General features: G+C 68.6%; 14 protein-coding genes. 3 read left to right on the top strand and 11 right to left on the bottom strand.

Annotated elements, in window-relative coordinates; genetic code table 11:
• Window positions 1-25: 25 nt before the first annotated feature.
• The 9 genes from CA237_RS04875 to CA237_RS04835 all read right to left on the bottom strand — a co-directional run bounded on the left by CA237_RS04875 (window position 26) and on the right by CA237_RS04835 (window position 7,356).
• Entirely contained in the window at window positions 26-361 is a 336-nt protein-coding gene (locus CA237_RS04875; protein WP_066688401.1) for a DsrE family protein, read from the bottom strand.
• Window positions 349-1,098, bottom strand: a complete 750-nt coding sequence (locus tag CA237_RS04870) for a HesA/MoeB/ThiF family protein (protein WP_126013150.1) — start codon at window positions 1,096-1,098, stop codon at window positions 349-351. Before CA237_RS04870 ends, CA237_RS04875 begins: the two co-directional genes overlap by 13 nt.
• Entirely contained in the window at window positions 1,095-1,538 is a 444-nt protein-coding gene (locus tag CA237_RS04865; RefSeq protein ID WP_232307859.1) for a hypothetical protein, read from the bottom strand. Before CA237_RS04865 ends, CA237_RS04870 begins: the two co-directional genes overlap by 4 nt.
• Entirely contained in the window at window positions 1,535-1,972 is a 438-nt protein-coding gene (gene dut / locus CA237_RS04860) for a dUTP diphosphatase (protein ID WP_066688404.1), read from the bottom strand. Before dut ends, CA237_RS04865 begins: the two co-directional genes overlap by 4 nt.
• Complete coding sequence (locus tag CA237_RS04855; RefSeq protein WP_232307860.1) at window positions 1,969-2,787, bottom strand: alpha/beta fold hydrolase; 819 nt, start codon at window positions 2,785-2,787, stop codon at window positions 1,969-1,971. Before CA237_RS04855 ends, dut begins: the two co-directional genes overlap by 4 nt.
• Window positions 2,774-3,952 (bottom strand): bifunctional phosphopantothenoylcysteine decarboxylase/phosphopantothenate--cysteine ligase CoaBC, encoded by a 1,179-nt coding sequence (gene coaBC / locus CA237_RS04850; RefSeq protein WP_066688405.1) that lies wholly within the window; start codon window positions 3,950-3,952, stop codon window positions 2,774-2,776. The genes CA237_RS04855 and coaBC overlap by 14 nt, the downstream gene beginning before the upstream one ends.
• A complete protein-coding gene (locus CA237_RS04845; RefSeq protein ID WP_066688407.1) occupies window positions 3,949-4,977 on the bottom strand; it encodes a hypothetical protein in 1,029 nt (342 codons plus the stop codon). Before CA237_RS04845 ends, coaBC begins: the two co-directional genes overlap by 4 nt.
• A 62-nt stretch (window positions 4,978-5,039) precedes the next feature.
• Window positions 5,040-6,572, bottom strand: coding sequence for a 2-polyprenylphenol 6-hydroxylase (gene ubiB / locus CA237_RS04840; RefSeq protein WP_126013141.1), 1,533 nt, complete (start codon window positions 6,570-6,572; stop codon window positions 5,040-5,042).
• A 52-nt stretch (window positions 6,573-6,624) separates the two neighbouring features.
• A complete protein-coding gene (locus CA237_RS04835; RefSeq protein WP_066688412.1) occupies window positions 6,625-7,356 on the bottom strand; it encodes a class I SAM-dependent methyltransferase in 732 nt (243 codons plus the stop codon).
• Window positions 7,357-7,448: 92 nt separating this feature from the next.
• Between CA237_RS04835 and mutM the strand changes: the two genes are divergently transcribed.
• The 3 genes from mutM to dnaA all read left to right on the top strand — a co-directional run bounded on the left by mutM (window position 7,449) and on the right by dnaA (window position 10,513).
• Window positions 7,449-8,261: a bifunctional DNA-formamidopyrimidine glycosylase/DNA-(apurinic or apyrimidinic site) lyase gene (gene mutM, locus CA237_RS04830; RefSeq protein WP_066688414.1), complete on the top strand. Its 813-nt coding sequence runs from the start codon at window positions 7,449-7,451 to the stop codon at window positions 8,259-8,261.
• 93 nt (window positions 8,262-8,354) lie between these two features.
• Window positions 8,355-8,618, top strand: a complete 264-nt coding sequence (gene rpsT / locus CA237_RS04825) for a 30S ribosomal protein S20 (protein WP_056459222.1) — start codon at window positions 8,355-8,357, stop codon at window positions 8,616-8,618.
• Between the two features lie 476 nt (window positions 8,619-9,094).
• Window positions 9,095-10,513 carry a chromosomal replication initiator protein DnaA gene (dnaA, locus tag CA237_RS04820; RefSeq protein ID WP_066688415.1) on the top strand — a complete coding sequence of 473 codons (1,419 nt, stop codon included), beginning with the start codon at window positions 9,095-9,097 and terminating at the stop codon, window positions 10,511-10,513.
• A 328-nt stretch (window positions 10,514-10,841) separates the two neighbouring features.
• Here the strand turns inward: dnaA and CA237_RS04815 are convergent, their stop codons facing one another.
• Window positions 10,842-12,470 carry an alpha-D-glucose phosphate-specific phosphoglucomutase gene (locus CA237_RS04815; RefSeq protein ID WP_066688416.1) on the bottom strand — a complete coding sequence of 543 codons (1,629 nt, stop codon included), beginning with the start codon at window positions 12,468-12,470 and terminating at the stop codon, window positions 10,842-10,844.
• A 103-nt stretch (window positions 12,471-12,573) separates the two neighbouring features.
• Window positions 12,574-13,578 (bottom strand): tryptophan--tRNA ligase, encoded by a 1,005-nt coding sequence (gene trpS / locus CA237_RS04810; protein WP_066688421.1) that lies wholly within the window; start codon window positions 13,576-13,578, stop codon window positions 12,574-12,576.
• Between the last annotated feature and the right edge of the window lie 12 nt (window positions 13,579-13,590).

Below are 13,590 nucleotides of genomic sequence, written 5' to 3'. Positions count from 1 at the left end.
AGGGCGGGGGCCGAGGCTCCCGCCGCTACAGGGTGACCAGCCGGTCATCCCCGAGGGTCGCGAGCAGGTCGATCAGACCGCCTGCCGCGACCCTTTGCGTGTCGGCGGACAGGCCGGCGAGCGCGAGGCCGGTCTGGCACGCGATCAGGTCCACGCCGCTGTCGGTCGCGATGGCGCGGAGGTCGTTCAGGTTTGGCAGGCCTTCCGGCGCGGCGGCATCGGTCACGAGCAACTCGACTGCCTTTTCATGCAGATAGACTCGGGCGCGTCCGCCGAGCGCGGCGGCGGCGCAGGCCGTGGTCAGCGCGGCGCGCAGCCGGTCCGGGTCGGGACCGGCGACGACAACCGTCAGCCCGCGCATCGGCAGCCGGGATCCTTGGGCAGGGTCAGGGTGCGGAAGCGGAAGGCGAGCAGGTCGGCGATCAGCAGCCTGCCCGCGGGGTCCTCGCCGAAGCCGATGATCGCGCGCATGACCTCCAGCGCGGCCATGCTGCCGAGGATGCCGGTGAGGGCGCCCAGCACCCCCTGGTCGGCGCAGCTGGCGTCGGCGCGCGCGGGGTCGTTGCCGACGAAGCAGCGATAGCAGGGGAGGTGCGGTTCCCAGCCGCGGAACACGCCCAATTGCCCTTCGAACTGGCCGACAGCGGCCGATATCAAGGGGATACGGGCGGCGAGGGCGGTGTCGGCGACGGTGAGGCGGGTTGCGAAGTTGTCGCACCCGTCGAGTATGGCGGAGGCGCCGGCGAGCAGATCGGCGGCGTTGGTGGCGTCGATTCGGACGGAGTGTGGCTCTACTGCGACGAACGGATTGATCCGGGCGATGGCGGATGCTGCCGCCGTGACCTTTTGCACGCCGATGTTGTCACCGGTGAACAGCGTCTGGCGTTGCAGGTTGCTGGCATCGACCCGGTCGTCGTCGATCACGACCAGCGTGCCGACCCCGGCCGCCGCAAGATATTGCAAAGCGGGCGATCCGATGCCGCCCGCGCCGATCACGACCACGCGCGCGGCCTTCAGCGCAGCCTGTCCGGCACCGCCAACTTCGCGCAGGACGAGGTGGCGGAGGTAGCGATCGAGTTCGGCGTCGGAGAAGGTCATTCGGCCCAGTCGAACAGCAGCACGGCGCGATACCAGTTACCCGCGCCGACGAAGCGAGGCACGAGATTGCCGCGCGCATAGCTGACCACCAGCCCGGCGGCATATTGTTCGACGGTCGGGCAGTTGATCGCGCGGGGGATCGTCGCGCGGACGACATGATCCTCGCCGATCAGCACCGCGACATCGACCTGCACCTGCAGGCGGCCGCCGACCGGGGCGGGGCGGGGACAGCCGGTCCGGCGCATTTCGGACTGGACGAAGGCGGTCATGCGCGCCGTCGGATGCGGGGTGCGGCGATAGGGCAGCGGCGGCAACGCGCTCCAGTCGATCGGCGACCGGGCCAGCGGCGCAGGCTGCGGCGCGATGGGCGGCGACGGTGCGACCAGAGGCGACGCCTGCACCAGCTGGGCGGTAAGGCCGAGCAGGGCGAAGGGCATCATCGGCCGGTCGATCCGAACCCGCCCGCCCCGCGAACGGTATCGTCGAGCAGGTCGACTTCGGTCAGGGTGGCGCGGATCACCTCGGCCGGGACCAGCTGTGCGATGCGTTCGCCACGCACCACGCGGAACGGTTCCTGCCCGAGATTGGCGAGGATCACCTTCACCTCGCCGCGATAGTCGCTGTCGATCGTGCCGGGGGTGTTGAGACAGGTGATGCCGTGCTTGAGCGCCAGGCCCGAGCGCGGGCGCACCTGTACCTCATAGCCCTCCGGAATCGCCATGGCGAAGCCGGTGGCGACGGCGTGACGTGCGCCGGGGGCCAGTTCGACATCCTCGGCGGCAACGACGTCCATCCCCGCCGCGCCGGCGGTGGCATAGGCGGGCAGCGGCAGGCCGGCACCATGGGGCAGGCGGAGGATCTGCAGCGCGATCACGGGGTCACCATCGCGTTCCGGACCGGTACGGGGGCGGGGTCGGCGGACATGCGGCGCACCGCGTCGATCAGGTCGGGGTCGTCGAGCAGGTCATGGCCGCGTCCCGGCAGCACGCGATAATCGGTGGCGATGCCGCGCAGTGCCAGTGCCTCTGCATAGGCGCGCGAGAAACGCTGCGGCGTCTCGCTGTCGTTGGCACCGACCAGCAGCGCGACGCGGGTGACCGGGGCGACCCCGCCGACCGTCATCAACGGGTCGAAGCTGTCGACCGGCGTGGCGAAGCCGCCATGGCCCTGTTTCGCGCGGAACTTGCGCCATTCGGGTAACATGCACGGACAGCCGGCGAGCACGACGCCGTCGACCAGCCCGGGGCGGAGGCCGACCAGCGCCGCCGCCATCGCCGCGCCGCCCGATTGCCCGACGAGGATCGTCCGCGCCTGGGGATAGCGATCCCGCCATCTCCTGATCGTATCGGCCACCGCTGCGATCCGGTCGGCGGTGTAGCTGTCGCCGCCGGTGCCGCCGCGCGATCCGGGGGAATGATTGCCCGCATCGTCATGATAGCCCGGCCGCAGCAGCGCGATGGCGCGCGCGTGCGGGATCGCGTCGGCCAGTCGGTGCGCGGCACCGGTGAAGGTCGCCGGAACCGCGCCGTCGCCATCGCCATGCAGCAAGACGACCAGCGTGCGGACGTCGCGCGGCGCGGCGGGGCCGAAGCTCTGCCCGGCCAGGGCAGGCGCGGACGGTGCGGAGGACGTGCCATGCGTCGCACATCCGGCGGCGGCGAGCAGGAGGAGGGGGCTAAGCCAGCGCATCGGCAATCCTGTCGGCCAGTCGACCGGCGACGTCGCTCTTGGGCGCATCGGCCCAATGGTCGATGCCGTCGGCGGTGACGAGGTGGACGCTGTTGCGGTCGCCACCCATCACATCGCCCGATACGTCGTTGGCGACGATCCAGTCGGCATTCTTCGCGATCCGCTTGGCGGTGGCATGCGCCAGCACGTCGTCGGTTTCCGCCGCGAAGCCGACCAGCAGCCGCGGGCGACGCGGGCTTTTGCCGAGCATCGCGAGGATGTCGGGATTGGGCAGCAGCGTCAGGGTCGGCGGGCCGTCGCCCTTCTTCAGCTTCGATGGCGCGGCCTCCACCTGCCAGTCGGCGACGGCGGCGACCATCACCGCCGCATCGGCCGGCAACGCCTGCGCAACGGCGTTCGCCATGTCGCGCGCTGATTCGACATTGACGCGGTCGACGCCCCCGGGCGTGGGGAGGGTCACCGGACCGGCGATCAGCGTCACCCGCGCCCCGCGCGCGGCACAGGCGGCGGCGATGGCAAAACCCTGTTTCCCCGAGGAACGGTTGGCGAGGTAGCGGACCGGATCGATCGCCTCATGCGTCGGGCCGGCGGTGACGAGCACATGCCGTCCGGCCAGCGTCTGTCGCGCAGCGGGCGCGGTCAGCGATTCGATCGCGGCGACGATCGCCGCCGGTTCGGGCAGGCGGCCGGGGCCATATTCGCCGCACGCCATCGCGCCCTCGTCCGGGTCCATCACGCTCACGCCGTCGCCGCGCAGCGTCGCGACGTTGCGGACGGTCGCGGGATGCTGCCACATGCGCACGTTCATCGCCGGCACGGCCAGCACCGGCTTGTCGGTCGCGAGCAGCAAGGTGGTGGCGAGATCGTCGGCGACGCCGGCGGCCATGCGCGCCATCAGGTCGGCGGTGGCAGGTGCGACCACGACCAGATCGGCCTGGCGGCTGAGCTGGATATGGCCCATCTCCGCCTCGTCCTTCAGGTCCCACAGGCTGGTATGGACCGGCTGTTCGCTCAGCGCCGCGAGCGTCATCGGTGTCACGAACTGCGCGCCGCCATCGGTCAGGACACAGCGGACGCTGTGCCCGGCCCCGCGCAGCAGGCGGATCAGCTCGCACGCCTTATAGGCGGCGATGCCCCCACCGACGATCAGCAATATGCGTGTCATCGGGTAATCCTCTGCACCCGAACGCGCCGCCTGTCGAGCAACGTGCGCGTCAGATCGCGCAAGGCATCGGGCAGAAAGGCCATGCCGACCAGATAGGCGGGCGCGGCGATCAGTACCCAGTGAAAGCTGTCGGTCCGTGCGAATGCCGCGATCAACAGGGCAAAGACGCCGAACGTCGCCGCCGCGCGCACGCCGACCGGCCCCGGCGCCGCCGCCCAGCCGACCAGCGCGAGCATCGCCAGCGGCGCGCCCAGCCACCAGGGCAGCATGGTCAGCGCGGTCGAGCGCGCCATGCCCGATGCGAACAGCGCGGGGCCGTGCCAGCCGCCCCAGGCAGCGGCACTCATGTCGAGCGGCCCCGACACCATGGCGATCGCGCGGGCGTGGAGCGACAGGATGGCGACGAACAGCAGCAGGATCGCACCCCATGCCAGCGCCTCGCGCCGCTGCCGCCCGACCAGCGCGGCGAGAAGCATGACGACGGCATAGAGCGCGGCAGTCTCCCGAATCAGCATCGCGCACAGTGCCAGCGCGACGGCCTCGATCCAGCGATCGGCACGCCGGATGGCGAGCGACCATGCGACCAGCAGCCCGGCCCACAGCTCATGGAAATGGACCAGCGCCGGCTGGACGAAGGCGACCATGCCGCCGGCGAGCAGGAACAGCGCGGTGATGCGCGGCGGGCCGCGATCGAACCAGTCGCCGATCCGCCGGGTCCAGGCGAAACCGGTCGCGGCGGCGATCAGCACCAGCAGCACGACCGACACCATATCGGGCAGGGCCGCCTGAATCACGGTCAGCGTCGGCAGGCGGACGGCGGTGAACGGGCGCAGCGGATAGCCGGCTGCACGAAATTCGGTCGCGATGACGCCGTAATAGTCGCCGCCGCGCCGCAACCCGTCGACCACCGCGCCGTAGAGGCCGAGGTCGCCCTGTCCCCCGGCGCGGGTGCCGACGTCCTCGACCGGCCGCATCCATGTCGTCAGCAACAGGGCGATGCCGAGCAGCAGGAGCATCAGCGCCATGGCCGGCCGCACTCCTGCGAACCGGGTGGGCGACGACAGCCACAGCGGTGGCCGCGGGCGGATCATCCCAGCAGCTGTACCAGCGCCGCGCCGGCCGCTCCGCTCGCCAGGGCGACGAGGCCATAGCGCCAACCGCCGCCGACCTTCACCACCGCGATATCGGGCAGCGGCGGAGAGGGCGGGGCGCCGCCGGGGGCGGGATAGCGTGCCTCGATATTGCGGATCAGGTCGGGCAGCCGGGCAAAGGTGCGCAGGTCGGTGACGATGCGGTCGGCGACCATCGCCTCCGGCCCCAGCTCGTCGCGAATCCAGCCGCGCACGAACGGCGCCGCCGTCTCCCACAGGTTGATATCGGGATCGAGCGCGGTCGCCACCCCCTCCACCATCACCATCGTCTTTTGCAGCAGCAACAGGTGCGGCTGGGTCTGCATGTCGAAGTCGCGGGTGATGTTGAACAGCGAATCGAGCATCATGCCGACCGACATGTCCTTGACCGCCAGGCCGCGCATCGGTTCGCCCACCGCGCGCAGGGCCGTCGCGAATTCGGCGACATTGTGGTGCGCCGGCACATAGTCCGCTTCAAAATGGATTTCGGCGACGCGCTTATAGTCGCCGGTGATGAGGCCGTAGAGAATCTCCGCCAGCCACACCCGCGCGCGCCGGTCGATCCGGCCCATGATGCCGAAATCGATCGCGGCGATGCGCCCGTCGGGCAGGGCGAACAAATTGCCCTGGTGCATGTCGGCATGGAAGAAGCCGTCGGCGATCGCCTGTCGCAGAAAGGCGCGGACGAGGCGGGTCGCCATCGCGTTCAGGTCGTGTCCGGCGGCGATCAGCGCGGGGCGGTTCGACAGCTTGATCCCGTCGATCCATTCGGTGGTCAGCACCTTGGACGTGGTGCGCTGCCAATCGATCGCGGGGACGGTGAAGTCGGGCTCGGCCTCCATGCCGTCGGCCAGTTCGGAGGCAGAGGCGGCTTCGCGACGCAGGTCGAGTTCGCGCGCGGTCCAGCGCTTCATCGTTTCGATGACGAGACGCGGGCGTAGCCGCTTCAGCTCGCCGCCCATCGCCTCCAGCCGGGCGGCGGCCCATTCATAGGTGTCGATCGCGTCGAAGAACTGCGCCTCGACGCCCGGCCGCAGCACCTTGACCGCGACGCGGCGGCCATCGGTGGTGATCGCGCGGTGGACCTGCGCGATCGAGGCGGCACCGACCGGGCTTTCCTCGATGGAGGCGAACAGCGCTTCGATCGGCTGGCCCAGGCCCGATTCGATCGCCGGGCGCACCACGTCCCAGGGCAGCGGGGGCAGGGCGTCCTGCAGCGACAGCAGATCCTGCGCGACCGCTTCGCCGACCAGATCGGGGCGGGTGGCGAGCGTCTGGCCGAGCTTGATCGCCGCCGGGCCCAGCGCGGCGAACGCCTCGGCATAGCGCGGGGTCTTTGGCACGCGCGCCCCGAACCGGGCGAGACGGACCACGCGGCGCAGGCGCGGCGGCGTACGCGGGTTACGCTCGATATCGATCAGCGCACCGTGGCGCGCCAGCGTGCGGCCCCATTTCAGGATGCGCCAGGTGTGGGTGAGCGTCGAGGTCATGCTGCCTTTGGCCCTGGACCCCCGCCTGCGCGGGGGTTTGATGCCTTCGGCATCAAATCTTCCACCCGCTATGAATCGCGACCAGCCCGCCCATGATCGGTTCGACCCGGGTGCGGATGAAGCCCGCATCGGCGATCATTCGCTCGAAGGTCGGCATGTCGGGAAAGCGCCGGATCGATTCGATCAGATAGCGATAGCTGTCCTCGTCATTCGCCAGCAGCTTGCCGAGCTTCGGCACCAGCTTGTGCGAGTACTGATCGTACACGTCCGCAAAGCCCGGCCAGGTGACGGTTGAGAATTCGAGGCAGAAGAAGCGCCCGCCGCGCTTCAGCACGCGGTGCGCTTCGCGCAGGGCCTTGGGGATGTCGGTCACGTTGCGGATGCCGAACGCGATCGTGTACGCATCGAAGCTGCGATCGGCGAAATCCAGCGTCTCGGCATTCTGTTCGGACCAGACGAGGCCGTCGATCCCGCGCTTTTCGGCGCGTTCCATGCCGACGCCCAGCATCGCCGGGTTGATGTCGGCGACGGTGATGGCCGCGCCGTGCTTCGCCATGCGGAACGCGATGTCGCCGGTGCCGCCGGCCATGTCGAGGATCGATTCGCCCTTGCCCGGCTTCACCCGCGCGACGAACCGGTCCTTCCACAACCGGTGCATGCCCCCCGACATGGCGTCGTTCATCAGGTCGTAGCGCGCCGCCACGCTCGCGAACACATCGCCGACGCGCCGCGTCTTCTCATCGGGGGCTACGTCTTCGTAACCGAAGGATACCGTGTCGTTCATGGGCACAGCCCTAGCCGCGCCTTGTGGCGGGGGCAAACCGAACCTAGCTTTCTTTGCACCAAGGGGCGTACCGTCCCGATCGTCAGGATCCCATGCCCGAACTGCCCGAAGTCGAAACCACCGTCCGGGGCCTCGCCCCCGTGCTGCACGGCCAGCGGCTGACCCGCGTCGTCGCCAACCGCGCCGACCTGCGCCGGGCGATGCCGGTCGATCTGGGGCAAAGGCTGACCGGGGCGACGGTGACCGGTCTTTCGCGCCGGGCCAAATATGGGCTGATCGATACCGATCGCGGCGACAGCTTCATCTTCCACCTCGGCATGTCGGGGCGCTGGCGGGTCGACCCGGAGGAGCCGCTGGTCCACGATCATCTCGTGCTGGAAACGGCGGCGGGGCGGCAGGTGGTGCTGAACGACCCGCGCCGCTTCGGTTCGGTCGACCTGATGCCGACCGCCGAGGTGCCGGCATGGCCGCCCTTCGTCGCGCTCGGTCCCGAGCCGCTGGGACCGGACTTCACCGCCGAACATCTGGAGCGGCGTTTCGCCGGGCGGATCGCGCCGGTGAAGCTGCTGCTGCTCGACCAGCGGATCGTTGCGGGACTCGGCAATATCTATGTCTGCGAGGCGCTGAACGTCGCACGAATCGCCCCGACCCGTCCCGCCGGACAGATCGCACCGGAACGACTCGCGGCGCTGGTCGACGCGACTCGCGCGGTGCTGCTCTCCGCGATCGAGGCGGGCGGATCGACCTTGCGCGACTATGCCCGGCCGGACGGCGAACTCGGTTATTTTTCCAAGCAATTCCGGGTCTATGGCCGCGAAGGCGAGCGGTGTCCGTGCGGCGGCATGGTCGAGCGCCGGGTGGATGGCGGGCGCTCCACCTTCTGGTGCCGGACATGCCAGCAATAGTTGACCGCGCGGGCTTAAGCGTTTAAGGGGCGCACCTTCTCCGGTCGGGATCTGCTCGATCGGCACCAATCATTTGCGAGAGTCGAGGACGGCATGGCGAATACGCCACAGGCGAAGAAGCGTATCCGGCGCAATGCGCGTCGTGCGGAAATCAATGGTGCGCGCGTCGGCCGCATCCGTACCTTCGTGAAGAAGGTCGAAGCAGCGATCGTCGCCGGCGACCGCGAAGCAGCCACCACCGCGCTGGCGAACGTCCAGCCGGAACTGGCCCGTGGCGTCGCCAAGGGCGTGCTGCACAAGAACACCGCGAGCCGCAAGTTCTCGCGTCTGACCAAGGCCGTCGGCGCGATCGCCTGATCGCTCGGCCATTGTCGGCAAGCAGGATACCCCGTCGGCGTCAGCGCCGGCGGGGTTTGCTGCGTTCGGCCTATGCCAAGCGCGGTATGGTATCGATGCCGGCCAACCATCCCCAAATTGGTTCCGCGAAGCCGCGTCGAATCAAGCCTTTGGGAAATGGCGGAAATCCTAGGATTCCGCTGATTCACGGCGCGAACTTGCGCTTAACATATTGTTATTGAACCATAAAAAAGAAATCCGACGCATTTCTGCGGCTGGGGGCGTGTCAACTGCCTTTATTTCGGTTTGATGACTTGATCGAAGCGCATTCCGGTTCCTAAACAGCACTCCCCGACGCACTCGTGGCGAGCAGGGGCCCACGCGAATCTTCGCGTGCGACCGACGCTTCGGCGCGGTCGAGGGGGGATTTTTAGACGACGGACCGACAGGGCCGGGAGGCATGCTTCCCGGCGCGGGAGAGGTATGTTTCAGTGACGATGCCGGTGGATCATGAACAGGTGGAGGTGGCAGCGGCTTGGGCCCGCGTGCGCCAGAACCTGCGCGTGTCCGCCGGGCAGCGACTGTTCGACCGGTGGTTGAAGCCGATGGAGCTGGTCGCGCCCGATGGCGACGGCGTGGTCCGCCTGACGCTGCCATCGGCCTTCATGACCGATTGGGTCCGCAACCATTATGCCGAGCGCCTGGCGCATGAATTCCGTGCCCAGCTGCCCCATGTCCGTGACGTCACCGTCGAAACCGCCACCGCCTTGCCCACCCGAATCGTTCCGCCCGCTCCGTTGTTCGATTCGGCACCGGCCGAAGCGCCGTTGCCGCTGATGGCGGCCGCCGCCGCCGCACCGATGCCCGCCATGCCGCAGCGTGCCCCGGCCGAGCGTCCGGCGTTCGACCCGCGCTATCGATTCGACCGGTTCGTGGTCGCCCCGTCGAATCGCGTGGCGTTCAACGCGGCGAAGGCGCTGGCCGAACCGGGCGTGCCGCGCTTCAGCCCGCTGTTCCTCCACAGCGCCACGGGCCTCGGCAAGACGCACCTGATGCACGCCATCGGCCATGCGTTCCTCGAGGCCGATCCGGGCGCGAGCGCAGTCTATCTGCCGGCCGAGCGGTTCATGTTCGAATTCGTCGCGGCGATGCGCGCGCGCGACACGCACAGCTTCAAGGCCCGTTTGCGCGGCGTCGACCTGCTGATGATCGACGACCTGCAGTTCGTCGCCGGGAAGGACGCCACGCAGGAGGAATGCCTCCACACGATCAACGCGTTCATGGACGCGGGCAAGCGGGTGGTGATCGCCTGCGACCGGTCGCCGGCGCTGCTCGACGGGATCGACCCGCGGCTGCTGTCGCGGCTGGGCGGCGGTCTGGTCGCCGATATCAAGACGCCCGAGACCGAGCTGCGTCACGAAATCCTGGCCGCCAAGCTGGCCGAGGTGCCGGGTACCGCGGTGCCGGAGGATGTGATCGACCTGCTCGCCGGGCGAATTCACGGCAGCGTGCGCGAGCTGGAAGGCGCGCTCAACCGCCTCGTCGCCTATGCCTCGCTGACCGGTGAGACCATCGACATGGCGTTCGCCCATGCGACGCTGGGCGAGATGCTGGCGGGGCCGGCCAAGCGCGTCACGATCGACGATATCCAGCGTGCGGTATCAGCGCATTTCGAGGTGAAGCAGCTCGACCTGGTATCGGCCCGCCGCGCGCAGGTGATCGCGCGGCCGCGGCAGGTGGCGATGTATCTCGCCAAGCGGCTGACGACCCGGTCGCTGCCGGAGATCGGCCGCAAGTTCGGCAATCGCGACCATTCGACCGTGATCCATGCGGTTCGGCGGATCGAGGAACTGCGTGGGGTGGATCGCGAAATCGACGCAGCGGTCCGCACGCTGATGCGCTCGCTCGAGGGCTGAAGCCCCTTACCCAACGCCCCTGCCGTTTGCTTCGAGCGCAGGTTCGAGCCTGTCGAGAACCGAAGTCGAGAAGGGGCTGCCCCAAACGACCAAGTTCTCGACAGACGCTTCTCGACAAGCTCGAAGCTGCTCGAACCGAACGGATTGCGGGGAAGGGGGCAGAAGGGTTCACGCGGAGGCGCGGAGAGTGTGCGCGTCGGGCAAGCGCTTGCCGCGGCAGCAGCCTCATCTCTAGGGCTATCGCTAGCGCAAGCATCTCCCGATCGCGGAGGAGGTGCCCCGATCGCACTCCCTCCGCGCCTCCGCGCCTCCGCGTGAACCCAATTTCTTACGTAACGACGTCCGGCTCGTTCCGCCCGGTGTGCTGCTTGATCGAAGCAACCGTCTCCGCAGCCGCCACCAGCGGGGCCAGCGCATCGCCGGTCTGTTGCGCCAGATCGCCGTCCGCCGGTTCGTAGCGTTCGATATAGACGCGCAACGTCGCGCCCTGCGTGCCGGTGCCCGACAGGCGGAACACGATGCGCGATCCGTCGGCGAACAGGATGCGGATGCCCTGCTTGCGGCTGACCGAGCCATCAGTGCTGTCGTGATAGGCGAAGTCGTCGGCCTCCGAGACGGTCAGGTCGCCGATCGTCGTGCCAGGCAGCGTCACCAGACGCTCACGCAGCGACGTCATCAGTGCGTCCGCGCCAGCCTGCTCGACGCCTTCATAATCGTGGCGCGCATAGTAATTGCGGCCATAGCGCGCCCAATGGTCGGCCATGATCTCGGCCACCGGCTGACGCCGGACCGCCAGGATGTTGAGCCACAGCAGGACTGCCCACAGGCCGTCCTTTTCCCGGACATGGTTGGACCCGGTGCCCGCGCTCTCCTCGCCACAGATGGTGACAAGGCCGGCGTCGAGCAGGTTGCCGAAGAATTTCCAGCCGGTCGGGGTTTCGTACAGCGGCACGTCCAGCGCCTGCGCCACGCGGTCGGCGGCGGCGGAGGTCGGCATCGAGCGGGCGATGCCGGCAATGCCGTCCTTGTAGGCGGGGGCGAGGTGCGCGTTGGCCGCCAGCACCGCCAGCGAGTCGGAGGGCGTCACGAAAATGCCGCGCCCGATGATCAGGTTGCGGTCACCGTCACCGTCCGATGCCGCGCCGAAATCGGGGGCGTCGTCGCCCATCATCCGCTCGTACAGTTCATGGGCGTGGACGAGATTGGGGTCGGGGTGATGGCCGCCGAAATCGGGCAGGGGGGCGCCGTTGACGACGGTGCCGGGGGCGGCACCCAAGCGACGCTCGAGGATCTCGGTCGCATAGGGGCCGGTGACCGCGTGCATCGCGTCGAACGACAGGCGGAAGCCGCCGGCGATCAGGTCGCGGATCGCGGCGAAGTCGAACAGCCCTTCCATGCATTCGGCATAGGCGGTGACGGGGTCGATTACCTCGACGGTCAGGCCGTCGACCGTCGTCTCGCCGAGCGTGTCGAGGTCGATATCGGTCATGTCGCTGATGACGTAGCGGTCGATTTCCAGCGTACGGGCATAGAGCGCGTCGGTGAAGCTCTCCGGCGCCGGGCCGCCGTTCGAGACATTGTACTTGATGCCGAAATCCTCGTCCGGGCCGCCGGGATTATGGCTGGCGGAGAGGACGAGACCGCCGATCGCGCCGCGGGTGCGGATGACGTTGGAGGCGGCGGGGGTCGACAGGATGCCACCCTGTCCGACGATCGCGCGGGCAAAGCCGTTGGCGGCGGCCATGCGGATCGCGGTCTGGATGACTTCGCGGTTGAGATAGCGGCCGTCGCCGCCGATCACCAAGGTCGCGCCGTCCTTGCCCTCCACCACGTCGAACACCGACTGGATGAAATTTTCGGCATAGTGCGGCTGCTGGAACACCCGGACCTTCTTGCGCAGGCCGGAGGTGCCGGGCTTCTGGTCGGTGAAGGGCTTGGTTTCGACGGTGCTGGTCACGAACGGCTTCCCCTGTGGTGGGCGTTGCCGAACGCATAAGGTGGGGAAGGTGCCACGGACAGCATTAATTTGGCCGTGGCACCCGATTAACCAAAACAAATGTTCAGATTTGCAGGCCCAGCGCCTGTTGCGCGGCGACCAGGGTGGGGCGGGCCAGCGCATCGGCCCTGGCCGCGCCCTTGGCGAGCGTTGCGCCGACGGCGGCGCGGTCGTCGAGCAGGGCGACCAGCCGGTCGCGGATCGGGCCGAGCTTGGCGACCGCCAGATCGGCGAGTGCGGGCTTGAACGCGCCGAACCCCTGGCCGCCGAAGTTGGCGAGCACGTCCTGCGATGTCTCCCCCGACAGCGCGGCATAGATGGTGACGAGGTTGCGTGCTTCCGGGCGTTCGGCGAGGCCGCCAACTTCGGACGGAAGGGGTTCGGGGTCGGTCTTGGCCTTGCGGAACTTGGCCGCGATCTGGTCGTCCGAATCGATCAGGTTGATGCGGCTCATGTCCGACGGATCGGACTTGGACATTTTCGCGGTGCCGTCGCGCAAGCTCATGATGCGCGGCGTGTCCTCCGGGATCATCGGTTCGGGCAGCGGGAACAGGTCGACGTTGAAGTCGAGGTTGAACTTGGTGGCGATATCGCGCGCCAATTCCAGATGCTGCTTCTGATCCTCGCCCACCGGCACGTGCGTCGCGCGATACGCCAGGATGTCGGCGGCCTGGAGCACCGGATAGGTGAAGAGGCCGACACTGGCCCCTTCGCGGTTCTTGCCGGCCTTGTCCTTCCACTGGGTCATGCGGTTGAGCCAGCCGACCCGCGCCGTGCCGCCCAGGATCCACGCCAGTTCGCTATGCGCGGGCACGCGCGCCTGGTTGAACAGGATCGAGCGGTCGGGATCGATCCCGGCGGCGAGCAGGGTCGCCGCCATCTCGATCGTGTTCGACGCCATGGTCGCCGGGTCCTGCGTCACGGTCAGCGCGTGGAGGTCTGCCAGGAAGAACAGGCACACATCGTCCGCGCCCATTCGGTCCTGCAACCGCACCCAGTTGCGGATCGCGCCCAGATAGTTGCCGAGATGGAGATTGCCGGTGGTCTGGATGCCGGAGACGACACGCATGAATGGTTTCCT

Source organism: Sphingomonas sp. ABOLH (assembly GCF_003951715.1).
In the GTDB taxonomy this organism is placed as follows: domain Bacteria; phylum Pseudomonadota; class Alphaproteobacteria; order Sphingomonadales; family Sphingomonadaceae; genus Sphingomonas; species Sphingomonas hankookensis_A.
This window is presented reverse-complemented; position numbering and strand designations above follow the sequence as displayed.